This window comes from Sporosarcina ureae, from assembly GCF_002101375.1.
Taxonomy (GTDB): Bacteria; Bacillota; Bacilli; order Bacillales_A; family Planococcaceae; genus Sporosarcina; species Sporosarcina ureae_B.
Genome location: NZ_CP015207.1, coordinates 1,745,005 through 1,766,759 on the forward strand (window position 1 = coordinate 1,745,005; position 21,755 = coordinate 1,766,759).

A 21,755-nucleotide genomic window follows, 5' to 3' on the forward strand; every position below is an offset into this window, starting at 1 on the left:
AAGTTTTCATACGCGTAAATATCGGTCAAAGAATGCGACAGTCTCCATATGCATCGTAATTTGGTTTGAAGTTTTTTCTGTATGATGGCCTTCATCTTCGAAAACAATAAACTTCACCGGCGAGTTACGTGATTGTAAATCATCTACTAGCTGCTGCGCTTCACTTACTGGCACCCGTGTATCATTACGTCCATGGAAAACTAATAAAGGAGCTTTAATTTTATCCGTTAAATTCATAGGAGCAATCTTATCAAAGTAATGGCTATAGTGTTCCAATGAACCATATTCACTCTCACGTAAATACCTGCGCCATTCTCCTGTGTTTTGTAAAAATGTTTTCAGATTTGACATACCGACGATATCGACCCCTGCCGCCCACAGCTCAGGATAATGTGTCAAAGCAGATAGGACCATAAAGCCGCCATAGCTTCTGCCTATAATACCAATTTTGTCTTCAGCCACGTGATGTGACTCTGTTAATTCTTTCGCTAAACAAGCCAGGTCTTTAACCGCATCCAAGCGTTTTTCAGCGTCATCCAGTTGTAGAAATGATCTGCCATAACCGTTACTACCACGAATATTTGGTGTCACAACAGCCATTCCCTTGTGCACTAAGTATTGGACAACGGGATTGTATTCGGCTTTTGTTTGAGATTCAGGCCCGCCATGTACATAAATCACAGCTGGCTGATTAACTGATTCATGTTGATTATAGAAAAAGTAAGGAATCTCCAATCCATCAAATGAATGAAACGTACGTAATTCCGGCTCACGCCAAAGTTTTCCGACAGTTTTTGATTGACCAATAAAAGTTTGTCGTTTCACTTTTTTTCGAATCACATCATAACTCCAAATATCTCCCGGCGCCACAGGAGTTTTTAACGTAAAGATAAGAGTTTCGCTTGTAAGCCACGACATGGAGCTGATAACGCCTTTAGGAATACTATCGGCTAACTCGCAGGCTTGTGTTAGTGGAGAATAAAGTCCTAAACGACTAATACCTCCTTCATTCAACGTAAAGGCGAGTAACTCCTTTTCAGGTGAAAGACTGATTTCTTCTATATCCCACTTTTCCCAGTGAAGTAGTTTTTCAATTTGTCCGGGTTGATCTGCTGAAAACTTGCATAGATGTAAGGTCTCTTCTTTGTAATCACTTAATACATACACCTCATTTGAAAGCGGGTTGGCAATCGGCATTTCATATCGCGAAGAAACATCCTGATTTCCAATAATACTTGTTGAACCGTCATGGATATGTATTATACACAGCACACTATCGATGTTCGTTACTTTACTGCTTACAATTAAGCTTTCATCATTGATCCAGCTTACCGGTATACAGTTTGCATCGTGCGTATATACTTTCTTAATTTCTCTAGTATCAATATCAACAATAAACACGTCAAAAAGACCTGTACCTCTTCTATTACTCGAAAAGGATAGAAATTTGCCGTTAGGAGACCAGCCCCCGATATGGTGGAAGTGGTTTGGTGACACCACCAAAGCTTCCAATTCTTTCTTTTCATCACCAATGCGATATGCATATATTTGTTGTTTTTCATTTCCTTTACAATCCATGCCAATCACAGTCCAATCGCCTTTTGGACTGTGATAAACATCCATTACACGATCAGGCGTTTCAATAATCTGTTCCGGTTTATTCTTTTCATTCAACTTCCAAAGTTCGGCTTTCCCTGTGAACTTAGACAGGAACGTGAATTCACCTTTTCCAGAAATAGCTTGTGATTGAAAAGCGGAATTCACTTTTAAAAAGTCTACTAAGATTTCTTCTTCCGACATACATATCCCTCCTGCACGATATTACTCATATAAGTGACATGAAACAAAATGCTCCTTTTCAATCTCTCTGCTTTGCGGTTTGATTTCCTTACACTTATCCATTGCGAAAGGACAGCGCGTATGGAATACACAACCAGAAGGAGGGTTTAAAGGAGATGGAATCTCACCTTTTAATGTAATTCTCTCCCTTTTAATTCTTGGATTTGGCATAGGTATTGCAGATAAAAGTGCTTGTGTATAAGGATGCAATGGATTCTCAATTAACTTTTCTGTAGGTGCGGTCTCTACTAAATTACCAAGATACATGACGCCAATACGGTCAGAAATATGACGAACCACACTAATATCATGGGCGATAAACAAATACGTCAGTTTAAATTCCTTTTGCATGCGCTGTAATAAATTGATAACTTGCGATTGGACCGAAACATCAAGTGCAGAGACAGGTTCATCACAAATAATTAACTTTGGATTTGCAATCAACGCTCTAGCCAAACCAATTCGCTGACGCTGTCCACCAGAAAACTCATGAGGATATCGATAATAATGGTCTAATTGAAGACCGACCTTTTGCATAATTTCCATCACACGCTCAGTATGTTCTTTCCGCTCACCAAGCCCATGAATAATTAAAGGTTCCTCCAATGTTTTACCTATTCTTTTTCTTGGATTCAATGATGAATAAGGATCTTGAAACACCATTTGGATTTCTTCACGAGTTTTACGCATTTCCTTATGCGACTGCTGAAAAATATCGTTTTCCCGATAAATTGCTTCCCCTTCAGTAGGCTCCATCAATCTCATGATTGTCCGACCGGTAGTACTTTTACCGCAACCAGATTCTCCTACGAGACCAAACGTTTCACCTTCGTATAACGTAAAGTTCAAATCATCCACTGCTTTTACAACTTGTTGATTGCTTTTTAGCATTCCCATTGAACCTTTTACAGGGAAGTACTTCTTTAATCCCTTCACTTCTAAAAGAACTTTACGTTCTGACTCATTTTGCTGTAGCATATTCCGCCGCCCCCTCTCTATTTGCAATTTCTTCAAAATGCCAGCATCTGACTTTCTTGCTATCACTCGCTACTTCGAGTTCAGGCACTTTTGTTCTGCATAAATCATCCGCAAATTCACATCTTGCCGCAAATCGACAGCCTTGTGGAACATTATCCAACGACGGTACAATCCCTTTAATGACATGAAGTTCTTCTCCTCTGTCACCATCCATTTGCGGGATTGATTTAATCAACCCTTTAGTATAAGGATGCAACGGGTTTTCGAATAAGCTGTAAATGTCTGCCTCTTCAACAATTTGTCCTAGATACATTACAACTACACGATCACAAAGCTCAGCCACTACGCCAAGATCATGCGTGATAAATACAACTCCCATATTAAACCGCTCATTTAAATCTTTTATCAAGTCTAATATTTGCGATTGTATTGTTACGTCAAGAGCTGTAGTTGGCTCGTCAGCAATTAATAATCTGGGATTACAAGCCAAGGACATTGCAATCATTACACGTTGTCTCATCCCACCCGATAGTTGGTGGGGGTAATCATGTACTCTTTTCTCTGGCGCGGGAATACCCGTCAACTTTAGCATCTCCACAGCTTGCTTATACGCTTCTTCTTTGGATACCTTCTGATGCAGCATAATCGACTCGGCAATTTGAAACCCGATTGTCAATACCGGATTTAATGAACTGAGTGGATCTTGGAAAATCATAGAGATTTCATTACCACGGGCATCTCGCATTTCAGATTGAGACAGCTTCAGCAAATCCGTATCTCCTCTAAATATGATTTCTCCTTCATATTCAACTAAGTATTTCTCGTCAAATAATCGCAGAATAGACTGGGATGTAACACTTTTCCCGCAACCCGATTCCCCTACTACACCTAATATCTCCCCGCTGTTCACATGAAATGATACGTCATCGACAGCAGTTACACGTCCCGTCTCGGTATTAAAGTGCGTCTTCAAGTTTCTAACATCCAATAGTTTATTTCCAGCCATGAAGTAAGCCTCCTTTTCACTGCGTTGCTCATCGTTCTATTATTTACGTGTATGCGGATCAATGTAATCGCGAATTCCATCACCCAGTAAATTAAGCCCTAAGACGGACAGCACAATCAGGATTCCAGGGAATACCGTCATCCACCATGCACTAAATATAACTACCTTGCCATCATGCAAGATATTACCCCAGCTGGGTTCAGGTGCCGGAATTCCTGCACCAAGGAAACTTAGAGCCGCTTCCGTAATAATGGCATCAGCAAAAATAAAAGATGCCTGAACTACTAGCGGTGCAATAGTGTTTGGTGCAATATGTAATACAATAATTCTCCAAGTTTTTGCCCCTTGAGCACGTATTGCTTCAATATATGTTTCTTCTCGTACGACGAGCGCTGCTGACCGTACTACACGTGCTACGTTTGGAATAAATACAATCGTTAACGCGATGATTACGTTTTCTTTTTTTGGTCCAAGTGCTGCCACTAAAGCAATTGCAAGAAGAACTCCTGGTATCGCCATAAGTCCATCGCATATTCTCATTAAAATATTGTCAAGCGCGCGGTAATAGCTCGCTAACAGGCCAAAAATCATTCCAAAGAAACATGCCAATGCAGCAACTGATAAGCCAACGCTCAGCGATACACGCGCACCGTATGCCATCCTTGTTAACAGATCTCGGCCAAAGTTGTCTGTACCAAGCAAATGTGCAGCGCTTGGAGCTTGCAAGCGATCTGTTACAATCATTTCGTAGGGTCCATAAGAAATGAGAAAGGGACCGACAATAGCCAATAATAATAGGAAAATCATCGTGATTCCCCCAATTACAATACCACGGTTTCTCATGATCCTTCTGACCATCAAAGTTCTTTGTTGTTTCTTTAAACGCTTCTTTGCTTCTATAAATTCATCCTGCAATACATTATTTTCTTGAATAAGATTCATGCTCATCCCTCCCCATTACTTTTTATTCAAACGAACACGCGGATCTACTACACCGTAAAGTAAATCAATAATCAAATTGATGAATACATATGTACATGTAACAAACAGAACAACACCTTGAATGACTGCATAGTCTCTGCGTTCTACGGAGTTAATGATAAGTTGACCGATACCGGGAATGTTAAAGATTGTTTCTGTTACGACAGCACCGGCAATAAGTGCTCCTAATGTTTGTCCGATAACGGTTAATATTGGAAGAAAAGAGTTACGCAATGTGTGTCTCATTACGACTAGAAATTCGCTTACACCTTTTGATCTAGCAGTTTTAATATAGTTCATATTAAGAACTTCTAATAGGCTGGAACGAGTCATTCTGGCGATTAATGCCGCATGCATAGAACCTAAAGCAATAGAGGGTAAGATTAAATATTTAATATGTTCAACAAATCCTGAGCTCAATGGCTGGTAGCCTGCTACAGGTAACCATTGAAGTTTAACACCGAACAGCAATATCAAGAATAGACCGAGCAAAAAACTGGGTACACTCATACCGAGTAAAGAAATACCCATCACTGTACGATCCGTATTCGTTCCTCTACGTGTTGCAGCCAAAATACCAATCGGAATCGAAATGATCAATGAGATGAACGCTGCAATAATAGCTACCGAAACGGTTGGTGCCAAGTGACTCATAATCGCGTCGATCACGGGTTGCTTCATGAAATAAGATGTTCCTAAATCACCTTGCAGCGCATTTAGAATCCAATGACCGTATTGCGTAATAATGGGTAAATCCAAGCCAAGCTCTTCTCGTAAATCCTGAATTTGCTGTTCACTCGCTTCTTCTCCCAGCAACATTGCTGCCGGATCACCGGGCGTCAAATGAATAATCATGAAAATGATAACGGAAACTATAAATAAAACAGGGATCAAAGATAGTAATCTATTTATAAAGTATGATCTCATTAACTTTTTCCTCCTAATCAATACGTAGTAGGCAGATTGCTCTGCTCCCTTAAATAATAACGGCTCTAACTTCTACGTAAGAGCCGTTCCCAGAATTAATTATTTTTCTTTACATTCCAAAGTAATGCTGTATTTAAGATCTCGACGTTCTCTATTTTATCTGTAGTAGTAATGATGGAAGCATAGTGTCCGAATAATGTATGTGGTAAATAATCATTCCACATATACGCTTGTAAATCACTCCATTGCGCCAAGGCATCTTCTTTTGTTTCCGCTACACGAATTTCTTCAAGTGAAGCCGTAATTTTTTCGTCATCTGTCCATCCAGAGTACGTCGGATTCAACACCAGCAACTGAGATGGTGTCGTAACATATCCTGTACCAACAAGGAGAAGATCCCAGTTATCAGGGTTTGAGCGTTTTTCCAGTAATGTGGGCCAATCGTATATTTCTAACTTCGCGTTGACACCCATCTGTGAAAGTTGTTCTTTTAGTACGACTGCTGCATTGTAGTGGTGATCATAGTCTTTAGTAGAATAAACGACAACTTCTTCGTTTTTATAGCCCGCGTCTTTTAACATCTTTTTCGCTTTTTGGGGATCGTTTTGGTTGTAGCTCTCGCTTCCCGCATCTGTTGCCCAATCTTCATTTTCGGGACTCATGTAGCCAGCATCCAGTTTATATAGATCTTCATTTCCTACTGCTGCAAGCATAATGGAGTTAGCATCGATCCCTTCATTAATTGCCTGTCTAATGGCTTGATTACTCATTACACCAGTCTTTTTGTTATACGCAACGCTGATGGTTCCGCTATCAAAAGAGGAGAATGTATTTAAGTTCTTCGTATTAATCAATTGATCATAGCTGTCAAATGGCATATTCAATGCGATATCGTATTCACCAGTCTGAATACCTGCAAGTCGAGTAGAAGAATCTGTTACGATATGGAATTCAATCGCATCAAGATGTGGTTTTTTATCTCCAACCAAACCGTCCGAATCGCCTTCAGCTGCTGTATACTGATCGAATTTCTCCAAACGGATGAACTGGTCTTGCTTCCACTCTACAAACTTAAATGGGCCCGTACCAATATTTTCTGTTACGCCATCTTCTTTTGCGGAAGCTATAACTTCAGATGGCATGATAGCAGGGAATTGACCACGGCCTGCCATAATATCCAGTACATCAGTTACCGGAGTCTGTAATTTCATTTCGACTGTATAGTCACCAGTCGCTTCAAACTTTGTACCTTCTAAGAGAAGCAGAGCGCGGGATGATTTTTCTAACCATCTATTCATAGAAGCTACTACGTCTTCAGAAGTCATTTCCTTTTCGTTGTGGAATTTGACTCCTTTTCGTAATTCGAATGTATATGTAAGTCCGTCATCACTTTTCTCTATTTTTTCTGCAAGCATAGGTTCTGCCTGTTGTTTACTATTTTGAGCTACAAGTGTTTCGTAGATATTGATCGCAACATCAATTGCGTCTGTTGAAGTAGTCAATTGAACATCCAGCGTCGGTGGTTGAGCACTCATTGCTACTTTCACTTCTCCGCCATCCGGTGCTTCTGATATTCCTTCTGCTGTTTTCCCACTATCTTTACCACACCCTGCAAGTGCAAATAGTAAAGCGAATGCCCACAATAAAATACTAATCTTTTTCATAACTTCTCCTCCAACCTATTATTTTCTCAGTATAATGAAGCGCTTTCATTTTCAGTTAACCTATATTCATTACTAACAAAATATCTTTCCGCAATGTTAATACTTCTTACTAAAATTCATTTTTCAGCATGGAATTTGGCAATCCCTCCAATGATTTCAATGTAAGATGATAGCGCTATCTCTAATACTTTTTCATCTATGTCGAATCTCTCATGATGATGACCTGCAGCAAGTTCTGTACCAAAAATCATATACGTACTAAGTCCACCATTTTCAATCACGTGATTCATCATATATGTTGCATCTTCTGAACCTATAGGAAATGGTGCACTATTTAATACTTCATCTACAATTGGCACGTTATCTAAGGCGTTTTGAATATAATTCTTCAATCGTTTACTGGATTGACTCGTATTCGCCTCTCCAACAATGTCCACTTTATAGTCAATACCATACATTTGTGCAGCGCCCTTGATAATATTCATTGCCTTTGCCACCATATATGTATTGATTTCTGTCGTTTCTCCACGCGTTTCTACCAGCATTTCAGCAAAAGCAGGAATAATATTACGATCATAGCCCGAACTTAATTTGCCTACATTTATTTGTGATTGACCCTTACCACTTCTCGGAATGCTGTGCAGATTGAGTACCGCTGAGGCTGCAGCCAGTAAAGCATTTTTACCCTCTTCCGGGGAACCACCCGCATGGGAAGCTTTGCCTTCAAATACAACATTGAATTTCGTAGTGGCAAGAAAATTATCAATTCCACTGACCACCGTTCCTAAATCAACATTAATACCTACATGTGATGTTAGGAAGATGTCTACGTCATCAACAACTCCCGCTGCGACCATCGACTTTGCTCCTCTTACGCCTTCTTCGGCAGGTTGGAAAATTAATTTATATGTGCCCACAAGATGGTCACGATTTTTCGCAAGAAAATTCGCTATGGCAAGCCCAATCGATGTATGCGCATCATGTCCACATGCATGCATCTCTCCTTTATGAATAGAAGCGAAATTTTTCTTCATTGGCACATGATTGATGTCAGCGCTTTCATTAATATGAAGCGCATCCATATCAAAACGAATGCCAACAGTGGGACCCGGTTTATTCATTCGAATTGTCCCTACTACCCCCGTGTAACCACCAGTAAAATAATCCATCCATTTTCTATTTGCACCTTCATCAATTGCCCTTTGTTCATGCATGGCAAGTATCTTATCGGAAGGAACACCCATACGTGACTGTTCATCAAGAACCTCTTTACCCAGTTGCAATTCAAAACCAAGAGTCTCTAATTCATCTGCCACAATAGATGCAGTTCTGAACTCCAGCCAGCCAGGTTCTGCATACTTATGAAGATCTCGGCGCCAACAAGTCATTAAGGGAATCAACTCATCGATAGACCGAGTTTGCTGACTATCCATAAAAAACCTTCTCTCTAATTTATTAAAGGACATTTCCTTTATCATTCCGTTAATAATAATTTCAATTCATATTATTGTCAATACTTTTTAATAAATTCGAAAATAAAAAAGAAACCAATGCCCAGAAACTGTTGTAACTCCCAGGTTCTGAACCATTGGTATCTTTATAATGAACTGTTTGTACGATAGTGTATGCAATGTTCTTCATTTAAAATCGTCTGCATTCAAATGAATTGCAGTTGATAGACTTTGCGTGGTCTGCCACGTTGACCAGACTGTTCTTCTCCAGCTACTTTTGCTAGTCCGACATTTTCTAACTCGGTAAGTATTCTTCTAGCATTACGTTCCGTACTATTCATCCAAGACGCTAACTCTTTGGATGTAATTTCGTTTTTTCTATAGTGCAATGCTAATGAATAAATCCGGTCTACTGTTGCGGGACCTATTTCAGCAGCTACTAGCAGTTCATTCCACTCACTGCTAACCTTTCGATTATCATAAGATATAGAGTGCTCATGACCTTCAGATTCTATGATCTTTTTATTTTCATCTACGAAAACAATAATTTTCTTTTCTTTACCTCTGACGTATTGAATTGCTAATCGGGCATTTTGTTCAGCTTCTAATGATGTAATACCATAACCAAGCCCAATACGTATTTCAAGCTTACTTTGTAGCTCAGCTTCTAGAATTAAATCAAACAGTGAATCCTCACTTAGCTGAAGCTCCATTTCTCCTCTTGTTGTATAGAGAAAATAGCGACCGTCACCTATTTCTACAAATGAACCATTAATACGCTCAGCATAATTTAGAAGCAGTTTCTTTAATTCTAATTCTTGATATTTCATTTTATAAGAAAAGTGACCTTCCCAGCCGCTTTGGAAAATTTCAATCGCAATAATGGCGATTTGTGCTTTACGATACCACTGTGATACCCCTCTTTGCTTTAAATACTGGATAATTAGACGAACTGCGATAACATCGGGAGCTACTTTATAGCATGGTATTCCTAATTGTCGTAACTTTTTATGTACAGTATTTACGCAAGTAATCGCCGCATCAATCTGACCATCCTCGAATGCTTTCAGATGAAAATCAATAATTTCATTGATCGGATGGTAGCCTTCATAAGGAAATGTGCGTACAGTCAGGTGATTCAAAGGTGTCTGGTCTTCGACATCTTTTGTCTGGATCGTGTCTAAACTTATAGAGCGAAAGATTCTCTGTTCTTGCAACTGAGCTTCTAAAAGCGTTTTATTAAGACTGTTGCTATTTAAGGGCGCAAAGAGTCCTTCCTCTTCCATAATTAATTGATTAGATACTGCATAGTCGTATGGTGCTTGACCAGAAAAGAACCATTGATCTACATATTTTTTGTTTGCTATAATAATATCTTTTGTTTCTTCCATCTCTGTATATGGAAAAGGAAGGAACATGATTTCATCAAATTCTTTTACCGCATTCTTTATAATCTCAATCGAATGACCTGGTCCTATCACACCTAAACGAATTTTCAATTATGTATACCTCCTTTCACTTACTAGTACTGGCTAGAAATAGCTGATACATGCTGATGAATGAATTCCTCCGCTCTCTTCTTATACGCTTCCTGATCCATCACAAACGCTTCCCCGTGATTCGCATCATCTACTAAAAAAATGTCCGCATCACTCTCCGTTACTTCATACAGTTTCTTTGCCATATCTGTCGGGACAAATGTGTCAGCGTTGCCGTGTATATACAGGATGGGTACAGTTGCACGCTGTACAGCACTCAGCGCATCTGCTTCCTTCAACGAATATCCAGCTTTTGCATTTGTCAATAAGTTCATATTATCAAGCAGTGGAAAGGCTGGCAAATGGAACATCCGATTTAATTGATAGGCAAAAAGCTGATACACGGATTGATACGGACTATCTGCAATGATTGCCTTCACTTGATTCGGAAGATTTTCACCACTCGCCATCAATACCGTTGCAGCACCCATAGACAATCCGTGATAGATCACTTGTGTGTTAGTACCCGCTTTTTTGGTAAGCAAGTTCGTCCAATCTATCAAATCCAAACGATCAGGCCAACCAAATCCATAATAATCTCCACCGCTTTTTCCATGTCCTCTAGCATTTGGCATGAAAATATTATAGCCGAGTTCTTCATAATAAAATTGACCGTACAATCCCATCTGTTTTGCGTGGCCTAAATAACCATGTGTCAAAATCACTAATTTGTCAGTTGGCTGTTTGGCCGGCAAGTAATATCCCATTAACTCTAAACCATCTCTAGAAGTCATATGCATTTCTTCAAACTCCTGTTTATCAACCCAATCTAACCAGTCTCCATTTAAAAATACATCCATAGTTTCGGCTGATACTTTCAAGTCGGCATTGCTTGTAAGGAAGTCTTTGGGACCACGTTTGATGGCCAAATTATAGAAGAAAAAGCTACCTGCTATCTGAAAGACAATAAAGATCGTAACTAGTAAAACAACGACCTTTTTCCAACTTATTTTTTTCATTTCTATATCCTCGTTCTCTTTGTCTTAGCATTTACTTTTATTATACAGTGAAAGCGTAGAATCCGTTAGGACGATTTCATGAGAAAAACCCCAGTAGTTGGATAACGACTACTGAGGCACACCACATTTACTATTTTTATGTCTTACTTCTTCTTGTTATCTTGCTCGGTAGCCTTATCTGCTCGTTTATACTCTTTGGCGTACAATACTTCCTGTGCGGATGAAAGACCATTATTTTTATCAGTCAATGTTTTGTGCGGCTGCTTATTTTCACTCACGTTTCAACACTCCTTTCAGTCTAATTTCAGTGTTCCACAAATCCTTGAAATTAAACGCAGAAAGACAGTTATCGTTCATTGGGTTTCTTCCTCAAACAACGTATACTAACTGTAAAAGGAGCTGAACCATATGAAATTTTATATGACAGAACACGGATTTGATACCGAAACGGAATTCGGTACATTACACATTTCATCAAATGAAGAAAAAGGGTTTCGTCCCTATCAGCTAATGGTTGCATCGATCGCTGTTTGTGGTGGTGGCGTCATGCGAAAAGTCCTTGATAAAATGCGTTTGCCGGCAGAAGATATTGCAATTGATGTAAAAGAGGTTGTACGTTCTCAAGACGATGCAAGCCGCCTACTAAAGATCCATCTTCATTTCACTATTATTGGATCAGACGTTACAGAAGAAAAAATGCCACGAGTCATGATGCTGACGGAGAAAAATTGTTCTATGCTGCAATCCGTGATGGGTTGTATCGATGTTGTGAAAACATACGAGATAGGTACAAAGTAAGTTTCAATAATCCGACAAGAGAATTCCTTCTTTTGTCGTTTTTATTGTTTAAAGATCCTTATTTTCCCATTAAAGTCCTGTATAATTAATAGAATACCTAAAGGAGGTCTACCTATATGAAGAATAAACTAGTCGGGTTGTTAACAGTTTTATTGATTTTTGCAGCAATACCATTTCATGCACAAGCTGCCGCACAATTTTCTGACGTAGACAAGCATTGGGCAAAGAAAGAAATTATGTATTTAGCCGACCGTAATATCATCGGTGGTTTTCCAGATGGTACCTTTAAGCCTAATGATCCCATTACACGGGCGCAAGCGTCTTCTATGCTAATAAAAGCATTGAAAATTCCATTGATAAAAAACCCTACAGTGCAATTCAAGGACGTCTCGAAAAAATCTCCATACTATCAAATTCTCGCAACTGTGAATGAAAAAGGCATCATGCGAGGAGACAATGGTTTCATGCGTCCTGGTGAAGATACTTCACGTGCACATATGGCCGCGATCATTCGTCGTTCATTTAACATACCTGTCGACCATCAAGCAACGTTTGTAGACGTATCACCGACCCATTGGTCATTCCCCGATATTAATGGAATTGCGAAAAAAGGCATTACGGGCGGCTCTGAAGGTAAATATATGCCAGCAGACTCCGTTACACGTTCTCAGTTTGCTGCATTTTTAGTACGCGCACTGGATGATTCCATGAAGTTGAAAGACTATCGTTCTTATGTAAGTGTTAAAGGAAAAACGATTGAACAGAACGGTTTTACTTATACCATTGCAAAAGATAAAACTTCTACTAAGCTATTGAAAGAGAGTAAAAAAGCAGGAATACGTTTAACACTCTTGGATAGCGCGACTATGCCAGACAACGGAATCAACCGAGTACTGCTCATGTCCGGTTATCAAATGATTCTATACAATGATGATCTTTTCATTCCGTATTGGAACTTGATCAGTGCAGGAAATAAAATGCCCGCAGGTTATAATCTAGTGAAATTGAATGTAAATGACCGGAGTTACACAATTGGTAGTATTTCAATTGATCAAAAGTTCCGCAATATGTTCATTTGGAACGATCGCATTTACTATACACTTGAAAAGAACAAAGAGCGTGTTTTCGATTCCAAATTCGATCCCACAACTCCACTAGACGATCCGTTAACGCTGTATTCAGTAGCGATGGACGGAAAAAATAAAAAGACATTATTGAACTTCGACGCACGCGTTATTTTTGATGAAGTCGAAGCTACTTCGAAAACCAACCAAGTAAGTCAAAATAATAAGTCCGTAGCGTTTGATCTTTCTACGATGTATTATTTCAACAAAACAGGTGTCTATAAATATAATCTGTTAGATAAAAAGACAAGCAAGATTTCTACTATTCTTGCGAAAGATATGGAAGTTACCGCTACACAGTTAATCGTGACAGATCAAGCAGGTAAGAAACATACACTTAAGAAATAAGAAGAATGGCATGCCTCTAATTTAGTGGCATGCCATTTTTTCTATCGATCTATAACGAGCTTAGCAATCGTCCGAATCAATAATTGTCCAATGAAAACTGGGATCGCTGTTAGCAAGATGACAACGTCTCGACCAAATGGCTTGAACCATCCACCATCATCTGAGATGAAATTCATAGCCAATATTAGAGAGACTATGGCTATAATTATATTCATTAGTAAGATGTAACGAACCTTTATAATACTAGATAAAATGCCTGTTATCACAATATATAAAACAGATACTGCTAGTAAATACTTTGCATCTTCTCGCTTCATATACTGACCGTACTCGTAAAAATGAAATAGGAATGGCGCTGGAATCAGACTCATAACGAGCCATACTATGTTCAAATATCGTTTTACCATTACTTCACCGCTCCAATTAGCTAAGGATAAAAATGCACTGTGTATTCCACATGATTATTGAGCCATTACACACCTGACGTGCTCGCAATGACTACAAAAGCGAGCCGTGTAAATATTAGTTATTTCTTTTCCTTCTACTTCATTACCGTTTATTCACGGCTTCTTCACTGGCACATAACCTACTTTCTCCACTAATTCCTGTCCTTGCGGTGAAACCATCCATTCAATGAACTTCTCAACATTCGGATTGTCTGTCCCCGCTGTGATAACATAAAATTCTGTTGCAATTGGGTATTCATCAGTACGGATTGTATCTTTCGTCGGCTCTACACCATTGATTGAGAGTAGCTTGATTTCATCGTTACTTACCATTTCCATTGAGTAATAGCGAAATGTATAGCCAATCGCATTTTTATAATTCCTATACTTGGAGACCTCTGTTATTATTCCACCCATTCCTTCGGGCACATTTTCCTTTGGAGCATCCATAATCGGAATATCCCCCATCAGCCGTTCCAAGCCTGTTTGACTACCACTATCTGCCGGTCGTTGGAATGCACGAATCGGCTCGTTTTTACCACCAACTTCTTCCCAGTTGGTGATTTTCCCTGCATAGATATCTTGAATTTGTTTTAATTCTAGATGATCAATGGGATTTTTTTGATTAACAAAAAAGACAAATGCTTCTCTTCCAACTGGTGTTAAATTCAGCTCAAGCCCTAGTTGTTCCGCTACTTTCATTTGGGCGTCTGAAGGTCCTGCTGCAAAAATTATATCTACCTCGCCAGAAAACAGATTTTCATAAGCGATAGGTGTTGTATTGACCATTACTTCACTATCATACGGATTGTATTCTTTTCTAGGATAGACTGCTTGAACAAAAGCTGCATACAGGGGATATAGTGCGGTAGCACCGTCTATTCTCGGTAAATCATCCTTCAGTTCGAGTGTAGCCGCCTCATCAAGTACGACAAGCTTGGATTCCTGTCCAATTGTAAACGGCTCATAATAACGTACTTCCACTTCGGCATCCACTGTTGAAATACTTTCTTTATATATATGCATTATCGGCCAAACTGCCGCTCCGAGTAGAACTGCTCCTGCCATAATACCGAACAATCGCTTTCGTTGCGGCGTGTTGAAGACATGAAAGATCATCATAACGATCCACACATAAACAATGATCATTGCACTTAGCGCTAACGGAATATAGTGGATCAATCCCATTAACAATAAATACAATAATCCAATTCCCGTGAAAAATAGTAACGCTATCAATAAAAGTACCGCAAATGCTATGGGTGCAATCATACGCGTCCCTCCTTTTTACTTTCCACTCAGTTCCTCCAGCCGATGCCGTGCCTCGTCTTCATCAAACGAACTGTACCAACGATAATGCTCATTATCCAAAATACGGAAATGCTGACTAATTACATTTTGCTGTAAACGAAATTGTCCTTTCATTTCCAAGTCACGCCACCACACTTTACCGCCCATAGATTGATCCATTCGGCGGTCAATACCGTCATGCGCAATGGTTTCCAGTACTTCTAACGGATCACCACCGACAGTAGCTTGCAATACCTCACTTTCACGAAATAAAGCACAGACAGCTATGACAGCTGTCCAACTAGCCGTTGCCCTTGCCTTTTCAATTTGAATCAACGTCTTTTTGGAAAGCCCTAACACATCCGCCATTTTTTGTTGAGAATATTCTTTCTCCAATCGGATTACCCGTAACTTTAATGAAATCAGTTGTACGAATTGTTGTTGATTCACTAGATCACCCCGTGGTTACATTTCACATCTAATGGTGTAATATTACACCAACATTATAGATTAGGCAAATTGTTTTCAAAACTCTCTGTTAACTTCACAACTATCGATTCTTTCTTAAAATTATGATAAGATTTATTAACTTTGTGATTTAGTTAAAGAAACGAGGACTCTTATGAAACAGCGTGAACAATGGACATCCAAGATTGGTTTTATTTTAGCGGCTGCTGGCAGTGCTATCGGTCTAGGTGCAATCTGGAAGTTTCCTTATATGGCCGGAACAAACGGTGGCAGCGTGTTTGTGCTGTTATTTATTATTTGTACATTATTGATCGGTCTACCGATTTTATTGGCTGAGTTTGTTATTGGCCGAAGAGGACAGGCAGATGCCGTGACTTCTTTGAAAAGATTATCAACGAGACGCAATTGGGGATGGGTTGGATGGATGGGACTTGTCTCTTCTTTCATCATCTTATCGTTTTACAGTGTTGTCGGTGGATGGATTTTATCGTATTTGGCGCGAGCCTTTACGTTTAAATTAGGTGGACTGGATTACGGCGAGCTATTCAATGCAACGATTGCGAATCCATGGGAAGTATTATTAGCACAAGCGTTATTTATGGCGTTAACAATCTTTATCGTTCAAAGCGGGATTCGTGGAGGAATTGAACGGGCCAGCCGCTGGATCATGCCTTTGTTATTCTTGTCATTCATTGTGTTGGCGATTCGTTCGCTAACACTAGACGGTGCGATGGAAGGTGTACGTTTCTTATTCGTACCAGATTGGAGTTACTTTAACGGAACTACTTTCTTGGTTGCGTTGGGACAGGCATTCTTCTCACTAAGTGTCGGTGTGACGGCGATGATGACCTATGCTTCCTATCTTTCGAAAGAGGAGAAGCTCGGACAGTCCGCGTTTAATGTCTCTATGCTGAACATTGGGATTTCGATCCTAGCGGGACTTGTTATTTTCCCAGCAGTTTTCGCGTTAGGACATTCACCGGAAGCGGGACCAGGACTTATTTTCGTCATCCTGCCAGCTATTTTCAATGAAATTCCATTTGGCGGCGTGTTTTTAATTATTTTCTTTTTCTTGATGCTGTTTGCTACATTGACATCTGCTATAGCGATGCTCGAAATCGTAGTTTCTACAGGTATACGTAAAAAGCATGATAGAAGAAAGCGTGCTTCTTGGGTGTTTGGCGGGCTAATCTTTTTAGTAGGAATTCCAAGTGCCTTATCGTTTGGGTTATTATCTGACGTCAGTATTTTCGGCAACTCCATTTTTGATTTCGCTGATTTGCTGACAAGTAGAATTGCGATGCCGCTCGGGGCATTAGCTGTGTCTTTATTTGCCGGTTTCGTACTGACGAAAGAGGATACAGCGGAAGAGTTAGGGATGCACCCGGCTCTTCACTCTTTGTGGAAAGTACTTGTACGCTATTTCGCACCGATTGCGATCGTCGTCATTTTCTTTACTTGGATTTTAGGCATGTAAAAACCACGCCGGGGATTTTCTCCGGCGTGGTTTTTCTAACTATAATTTAACAAGTGGTCGACATTTCAAGCGGACGCTTTCTCCGAGAGCTCGCGGTGAACCTTTGGGAGTCGACTTGCACTTACAATCTACTCCTGTCGTTTTCTTTAGAAAAGACGCTCATTCTGCCACGTTATCCGCTCAATAAACCCTCATAAGTGCTCTATCTATTTATTTAACCGCTCTATGAACCCCGGTAATTGCTCTATCCTACCAGTTAGGCGCTCTATGCCACTCAGCGACCGCTCTTACCTATCTCCAAAACGGCCTCTACCTGGAACGCAGAGTAACGTCTCTCTCACCTTCAGCTATTCTTCTCTCAAATATGTTTCATTAGCGCTTTTACTACTTGCGTCAATCCCACTAAATCGTCTTCCGTAAAGCGATCTAATTCGGGGCTGTCGATGTCGAGCACACCAAATACTTCCCCATCTTTAATCAGCGGTACAACAACTTCGGAACGAGATGCTGCGTCACATGCAATATGGCCTGGGAATGCATTGACATCTGCTACGACCAAGCCCTCTTTCGTCTTCGCCACCGTCCCGCAAACACCTCTACCAAGCGGTATACGGATACAAGCCGGTAATCCCTGGAATGGTCCGAGCACGAGCTCATCACCATCCATCAAGTAAAATCCTACCCAATTGATGCGGTCGAAGAATTGATTAAGTATTGCAGATGCATTGCTTAAGTTTGCGTATACGTTTGGCTCTCCTGACAATAGTGCATCCAACTGTGTTGTTAGTTGCGCGTACTTCTCTTGTAAATTATTGGAATAATCAATGGGTGTGTACATACTAATTCCCTGCTTTCTGTGTATAGTTCTTACTTTTATCATACACAGAATAATAGTATTGGAAAAGTAATCGAGCTTCATTCCTTGTTTCTAATCAATCTAATTTTACCTTCAATACCTCACCGGTCACGGCATCTATTTTGACTTCATACTTATGTCCTTCTGCTGTGCGAATATCCACTTCATAGATCAACATACCGTCATCAAATTCCAGTTCTGACTTCACCACTTCACCCGGTACTCTTTGTAATGCAATTTCATTTGCCTGCTCCATTGAAATTCTACGATATTGCGGATGTTGCCAGTGATTCATCCAATACTCACTTTGCTGATTCAATATTCGATCCCTCCCATTTCTTTCTACGTTGTTAATCTATGTGGAAGAGTGGAGCGATGCCACACAGCTAAGCATGTCGGTTACGAATGAAAAACGGATTATTTCCAAGGAAATAATCCGTTTTTGTCAGGCGGTTTGTGCTGAAACATTTTTTTGTTTATAACGCATCCAAATTACGAGTGGAATAAGTAGTAAGGAAATATATGTTCCAAGGAAACTTAACATGGAAAACCCTAAAAACGCCACGACAATTCCTGAAGCCAGCCCACCCGCAGTCCCTGCTAGTGCGACAAACACATCGATGCTTCCCTGGATCTTCGCACGAGTCAACACATCAGTAGAATCGATAACAATCGCCGTTCCACTGATTAATCCGAAGTTCCAGCCAACCCCCAGTAATATGAGCGAGACAGACATCCACACTATCGATTCTCCCGCTACATAAGCCGCGAGAATACCTGCTAGCGCAAGTGTCACTCCTGATGCAATTACCATAGTCGGTCGCCCGATTCGGTCTACTAATACACCAGTAAAAATGGACGGCAAGTACATTCCTGCGATATGTAAACCGATAACTAAACCAATTCCTGATATCGAAGCACCGTGATGTTGCATATGGACAGGGGTCATTGTCATAATAGCCACCATGACGCCATGCGACAGTACGAGTACTATGCCTCCTACCCAAATCCCCATCTTATTTGCCGTATGTTGATGAGCAACATGTCCTTCACTAGACTCTCCACGTTCTTTTTGTTTGGCCAATTCAATCTCACGTGCAACGAGTAAAGGATCGGGATGTAAAAACAGTAAGAATGTCAGCCCGGATAATACATAGGCGACACCTGCTAATAGAAATACACCGGTCAATGAAGGTATACCTATGAAATCTGCCACATGTCCCATAGGTAAGACGAGATTTGGTCCGGCTACTGCACCGACTGTGGTTGAAACCAACGCGACACTGACTGCAGTGGCCCGTTGCTTTTCATTCGCAAGATCTGTTCCGGCATAGCGGGCTTGTAGATTGGAGGAGGTCCCTGCTCCATAGATAAACAGAAAGAGGAATAACACAGCAAGACTTCCGGTCATCACTGCAAAGATTACCCCGAATGCTCCTACACCACCGGTAATAAAGCCTGCACCGAGACCAAGGCGACGGCCATAACGTTGAGATAGCCTGCCGACGAGATAAGCAGAGAATGCGGAACCAAAAGTGGACAGTGCAATCGGCATACCCGCTAAGCTTTCATTTCCCGTCATGTCTTGAATTAATAGCGCCCCTACTGTAATGCCAGCTGCCAGTCCGGCACCACTAAATATCTGGGAAATGATCACGACAAGTAAGGAGCGCTTATACAATTGTTTCTGCGCTTCTTTGGATTTTGTGTAGTAAACATAATCTTGCCGTTTTGACATGAAATTTCCCAACCTTTCTATTTCTATATAATAGACGTATAAGTTAATTGACTTTTCACACCTTATTCATCTTAACATATATTGATAAATCAAAAGATAGGTCTTTTCCATACAAAAAACAAGCAATCCCGATTTTTCTAGGGCTGCTTGCTTCTTTTAAAATATGAAGTTCTATATTAGCGGAGCGATAAAAATAGGGTGATCTGAAAATTTTGCTATTCGTGCTTCACCTTCACGAACCCATTTTTCATCGTATACAATAGGTCCATCTTTATCTTCGGGTGTTTGGAACTGGTCTAGGCCAACAGAAGCTAATACAGGACTGTCATCGTCATCCAATCCAATATTTACTACGTGATTAATAATAAATGGTACGTCAAATTCGATCATGGCACTATCTTCATCGAGTTCCCCGTCAACTACGTGAAAAGGTATTCTTAAGTAGATCGTATCACTACCGTCTTGATTCAAAATGGTATCGAAGTTTCCGCGATCGAAGTCCCAGTTACCTCCCATTTGGATATCATGTTCTATGAGTATGTTACACGCATCTCCAAATAGCGACTTTTTTCCCGGCAAATTTGTTTTAAGTTCGATCATGACATTTCCTCTTTTCTATATGAGTTTTTCTTGTTGAATGTCTGACTGATGATAGTTTTTAGAATACCCTATTTAATCATTTGACAAACTTTTGCATTTTATCGAACTGAAAAATAATTACTTGAATTGTAAGTATGCGCGAGGGCAAATTCCATCAACTAGTTTTTTTCACGTAATAGAAAAGACTACCCAAAAGGATAGTCTAACTTCACTTATTTCATTAGCTTTTTATACCGTTTCAAGCATTCTTCATACGCTTCTTGTACGGTTTCAGCTTGGATGACATCTTGGTCATTTGTAGCAAAGCGGGCTACGGAGTGTTCGTATTGTGGGTCGTAGTAGTGAGTCAATAGCTGTTCTACTGCTTCTGTGAATCGTCCGTTCTCCAGATCTTGTTGAATTTGTACGGCGATTGGTTGATGAATACGTTTGCGAATTCTTGCAAATGCTTCTAGAAACAAATCCGGTTGTTTTTCCGGTTCATACTCGGAAAGGATTTCTTCGACACGTACATTGACTGGTAGTCTAATAACCCATTGTGGACTCTGTCCTTTTTTCTCAAACAGTAGTTCCGGCATATGTACTTGTCCTATGCGTTTGCTTTCGCCCTCTATAAAGATATACGGTTCATTTTCATACTTTTCGAGTTTATTTGCAATTAGCAATTCGAATTTTTTCTGGTTGTTCGGCTGAACACCGATTTGTCCGAATATCGAACCACGATGACCTGCCATCCCTTCTAGATCAATGACCGGACAACCGTCTTCCTTCAGCTTATGAAGAATCTTCGTCTTACCGCTTCCTGTATAACCGTTTAGTACGAGCAATTTAGGTTTGATTGGTTCTTGCAGTCGTGCAATGACCCACTGACGATAGGTATGAATCCCGCCACTGATTCGACTAGAGCGGATTCCCATCAATTCCAATACGGTCATTGCAGTTTTGCTTCGCATGCCGCCACGCCAGCAAAACACAGTGATTTGCGTGTCGATTTTCCTAAACTCCGCAATGAATTCGGGTAGCTTCTTAGAGAAGATAGCCAAACCATGATCCATCGCGGCTTGTTTTCCTACTTGCTTATAAAGTGTACCCACTTCCGCACGTTCTTCATTGGTGAAAATCGGAATGTTGATACTACCTGGAATAGTTGCTTCTTCAAACTCTTTCGGAGAGCGTACGTCGACTAATGTATGTGAATGATTTTTCTGTAATTCGAGCGCTTCCGTCAATGCAATGTCTCGTACCATGTAATTTCCCATCTCCTTGA

21 protein-coding genes are annotated in these 21,755 nt (G+C 40.2%); 3 read left to right on the top strand and 18 right to left on the bottom strand.

Features of this window, described 5'->3' with window-relative positions; translation table 11 throughout:
- Positions 1-6 precede the first annotated feature (6 nt).
- The 10 genes from SporoP8_RS08710 to SporoP8_RS08755 all read right to left on the bottom strand — a co-directional run bounded on the left by SporoP8_RS08710 (position 7) and on the right by SporoP8_RS08755 (position 11,621).
- Positions 7-1,800 (bottom strand): S9 family peptidase, encoded by a 1,794-nt coding sequence (locus SporoP8_RS08710; protein WP_085132139.1) that lies wholly within the window; start codon positions 1,798-1,800, stop codon positions 7-9.
- Between the two features lie 21 nt (positions 1,801-1,821).
- Entirely contained in the window at positions 1,822-2,817 is a 996-nt protein-coding gene (locus SporoP8_RS08715; RefSeq protein WP_085132140.1) for an ABC transporter ATP-binding protein, read from the bottom strand.
- Entirely contained in the window at positions 2,801-3,823 is a 1,023-nt protein-coding gene (locus SporoP8_RS08720) for an ABC transporter ATP-binding protein (RefSeq protein ID WP_085132141.1), read from the bottom strand. The genes SporoP8_RS08715 and SporoP8_RS08720 overlap by 17 nt, the downstream gene beginning before the upstream one ends.
- A 39-nt stretch (positions 3,824-3,862) precedes the next feature.
- Positions 3,863-4,765: an ABC transporter permease gene (locus SporoP8_RS08725; protein WP_085132142.1), complete on the bottom strand. Its 903-nt coding sequence runs from the start codon at positions 4,763-4,765 to the stop codon at positions 3,863-3,865.
- A 15-nt stretch (positions 4,766-4,780) separates the two neighbouring features.
- Entirely contained in the window at positions 4,781-5,731 is a 951-nt protein-coding gene (locus tag SporoP8_RS08730) for an ABC transporter permease (protein WP_085132143.1), read from the bottom strand.
- Positions 5,732-5,826: 95 nt separating this feature from the next.
- Positions 5,827-7,395, bottom strand: a complete 1,569-nt coding sequence (locus tag SporoP8_RS08735; RefSeq protein WP_085132144.1) for an ABC transporter substrate-binding protein — start codon at positions 7,393-7,395, stop codon at positions 5,827-5,829.
- A 116-nt stretch (positions 7,396-7,511) separates the two neighbouring features.
- On the bottom strand, positions 7,512-8,828 hold the full coding sequence (locus SporoP8_RS08740) for an amidohydrolase (protein WP_085132145.1): 1,317 nt from the start codon (positions 8,826-8,828) through the stop codon (positions 7,512-7,514).
- Positions 8,829-9,052: 224 nt separating this feature from the next.
- Entirely contained in the window at positions 9,053-10,345 is a 1,293-nt protein-coding gene (locus tag SporoP8_RS08745; RefSeq protein ID WP_085132146.1) for a helix-turn-helix domain-containing protein, read from the bottom strand.
- 23 nt (positions 10,346-10,368) lie between these two features.
- On the bottom strand, positions 10,369-11,343 hold the full coding sequence (locus SporoP8_RS08750; RefSeq protein WP_198165994.1) for an alpha/beta hydrolase: 975 nt from the start codon (positions 11,341-11,343) through the stop codon (positions 10,369-10,371).
- Between the two features lie 143 nt (positions 11,344-11,486).
- Complete coding sequence (locus SporoP8_RS08755) at positions 11,487-11,621, bottom strand: YfhE family protein (protein ID WP_085132148.1); 135 nt, start codon at positions 11,619-11,621, stop codon at positions 11,487-11,489.
- 130 nt (positions 11,622-11,751) lie between these two features.
- Between SporoP8_RS08755 and SporoP8_RS08760 the strand changes: the two genes are divergently transcribed.
- Together SporoP8_RS08760 and SporoP8_RS08765 are read left to right on the top strand one after the other, a co-directional pair.
- A complete protein-coding gene (locus SporoP8_RS08760) occupies positions 11,752-12,141 on the top strand; it encodes an OsmC family protein (RefSeq protein ID WP_085132149.1) in 390 nt (129 codons plus the stop codon).
- A 116-nt stretch (positions 12,142-12,257) separates the two neighbouring features.
- Positions 12,258-13,613, top strand: coding sequence for an S-layer homology domain-containing protein (locus SporoP8_RS08765; RefSeq protein WP_085132150.1), 1,356 nt, complete (start codon positions 12,258-12,260; stop codon positions 13,611-13,613).
- Between the two features lie 41 nt (positions 13,614-13,654).
- Here SporoP8_RS08765 and SporoP8_RS08770 read toward each other — a convergent pair whose 3' ends face one another.
- The 3 genes from SporoP8_RS08770 to SporoP8_RS08780 all read right to left on the bottom strand — a co-directional run bounded on the left by SporoP8_RS08770 (position 13,655) and on the right by SporoP8_RS08780 (position 15,799).
- Positions 13,655-14,020, bottom strand: coding sequence for a hypothetical protein (locus SporoP8_RS08770; RefSeq protein ID WP_085132151.1), 366 nt, complete (start codon positions 14,018-14,020; stop codon positions 13,655-13,657).
- Between the two features lie 153 nt (positions 14,021-14,173).
- Positions 14,174-15,331 (bottom strand): PstS family phosphate ABC transporter substrate-binding protein, encoded by a 1,158-nt coding sequence (locus SporoP8_RS08775; protein WP_085132152.1) that lies wholly within the window; start codon positions 15,329-15,331, stop codon positions 14,174-14,176.
- Between the two features lie 15 nt (positions 15,332-15,346).
- Positions 15,347-15,799, bottom strand: a complete 453-nt coding sequence (locus SporoP8_RS08780; RefSeq protein WP_085132153.1) for a helix-turn-helix transcriptional regulator — start codon at positions 15,797-15,799, stop codon at positions 15,347-15,349.
- Positions 15,800-15,971: 172 nt separating this feature from the next.
- Between SporoP8_RS08780 and SporoP8_RS08785 the strand changes: the two genes are divergently transcribed.
- Positions 15,972-17,294: a sodium-dependent transporter gene (locus SporoP8_RS08785; RefSeq protein WP_085132154.1), complete on the top strand. Its 1,323-nt coding sequence runs from the start codon at positions 15,972-15,974 to the stop codon at positions 17,292-17,294.
- A gap of 358 nt (positions 17,295-17,652) precedes the next feature.
- On the opposite strand, the gene SporoP8_RS08790 is transcribed toward SporoP8_RS08785, so the two are convergent.
- The 5 genes from SporoP8_RS08790 to mnmH form a co-directional block, all read right to left on the bottom strand.
- On the bottom strand, positions 17,653-18,132 hold the full coding sequence (locus tag SporoP8_RS08790; RefSeq protein ID WP_085132155.1) for a GAF domain-containing protein: 480 nt from the start codon (positions 18,130-18,132) through the stop codon (positions 17,653-17,655).
- Positions 18,133-18,226: 94 nt separating this feature from the next.
- On the bottom strand, positions 18,227-18,469 hold the full coding sequence (locus tag SporoP8_RS08795; RefSeq protein WP_232319127.1) for a PepSY domain-containing protein: 243 nt from the start codon (positions 18,467-18,469) through the stop codon (positions 18,227-18,229).
- A gap of 126 nt (positions 18,470-18,595) precedes the next feature.
- The gene (locus SporoP8_RS08800) at positions 18,596-19,888 is read right to left on the bottom strand and encodes an MFS transporter (protein ID WP_085132156.1); all 1,293 of its coding nucleotides are present in this window, start codon (positions 19,886-19,888) and stop codon (positions 18,596-18,598) included.
- A 171-nt stretch (positions 19,889-20,059) separates the two neighbouring features.
- Entirely contained in the window at positions 20,060-20,488 is a 429-nt protein-coding gene (locus SporoP8_RS08805) for a YugN family protein (protein ID WP_085132157.1), read from the bottom strand.
- Between the two features lie 212 nt (positions 20,489-20,700).
- The gene (mnmH, locus tag SporoP8_RS08810; protein WP_085132158.1) at positions 20,701-21,735 is read right to left on the bottom strand and encodes a tRNA 2-selenouridine(34) synthase MnmH; all 1,035 of its coding nucleotides are present in this window, start codon (positions 21,733-21,735) and stop codon (positions 20,701-20,703) included.
- Between the last annotated feature and the right edge of the window lie 20 nt (positions 21,736-21,755).

Excerpts from the sequence above, each read along its gene's own strand:
- SporoP8_RS08710 (WP_085132139.1), bottom strand. The coding sequence starts at position 1,800 with ATGTCGGAAGAAGAAATCTTAGTAGACTTTTTAAAAGTGAATTCCGCT.
- SporoP8_RS08715 (WP_085132140.1), bottom strand. The coding sequence starts at position 2,817 with ATGCTACAGCAAAATGAGTCAGAACGTAAAGTTCTTTTAGAAGTGAAG.
- SporoP8_RS08720 (WP_085132141.1), bottom strand. The coding sequence starts at position 3,823 with ATGGCTGGAAATAAACTATTGGATGTTAGAAACTTGAAGACGCACTTT.
- SporoP8_RS08725 (WP_085132142.1), bottom strand. The coding sequence starts at position 4,765 with ATGAATCTTATTCAAGAAAATAATGTATTGCAGGATGAATTTATAGAA.
- SporoP8_RS08730 (WP_085132143.1), bottom strand. The coding sequence starts at position 5,731 with ATGAGATCATACTTTATAAATAGATTACTATCTTTGATCCCTGTTTTA.
- SporoP8_RS08735 (WP_085132144.1), bottom strand. The coding sequence starts at position 7,395 with ATGAAAAAGATTAGTATTTTATTGTGGGCATTCGCTTTACTATTTGCA.
- SporoP8_RS08740 (WP_085132145.1), bottom strand. The coding sequence starts at position 8,828 with ATGGATAGTCAGCAAACTCGGTCTATCGATGAGTTGATTCCCTTAATG.
- SporoP8_RS08750 (WP_198165994.1), bottom strand. The coding sequence starts at position 11,343 with ATGAAAAAAATAAGTTGGAAAAAGGTCGTTGTTTTACTAGTTACGATC.
- SporoP8_RS08760 (WP_085132149.1), top strand. The coding sequence starts at position 11,752 with ATGAAATTTTATATGACAGAACACGGATTTGATACCGAAACGGAATTC.
- SporoP8_RS08765 (WP_085132150.1), top strand. The coding sequence starts at position 12,258 with ATGAAGAATAAACTAGTCGGGTTGTTAACAGTTTTATTGATTTTTGCA.
- SporoP8_RS08770 (WP_085132151.1), bottom strand. The coding sequence starts at position 14,020 with ATGGTAAAACGATATTTGAACATAGTATGGCTCGTTATGAGTCTGATT.
- SporoP8_RS08775 (WP_085132152.1), bottom strand. The coding sequence starts at position 15,331 with ATGATTGCACCCATAGCATTTGCGGTACTTTTATTGATAGCGTTACTA.
- SporoP8_RS08785 (WP_085132154.1), top strand. The coding sequence starts at position 15,972 with ATGAAACAGCGTGAACAATGGACATCCAAGATTGGTTTTATTTTAGCG.
- SporoP8_RS08790 (WP_085132155.1), bottom strand. The coding sequence starts at position 18,132 with ATGTACACACCCATTGATTATTCCAATAATTTACAAGAGAAGTACGCG.
- SporoP8_RS08800 (WP_085132156.1), bottom strand. The coding sequence starts at position 19,888 with ATGTCAAAACGGCAAGATTATGTTTACTACACAAAATCCAAAGAAGCG.
- SporoP8_RS08805 (WP_085132157.1), bottom strand. The coding sequence starts at position 20,488 with ATGATCGAACTTAAAACAAATTTGCCGGGAAAAAAGTCGCTATTTGGA.
- mnmH (WP_085132158.1), bottom strand. The coding sequence starts at position 21,735 with ATGGTACGAGACATTGCATTGACGGAAGCGCTCGAATTACAGAAAAAT.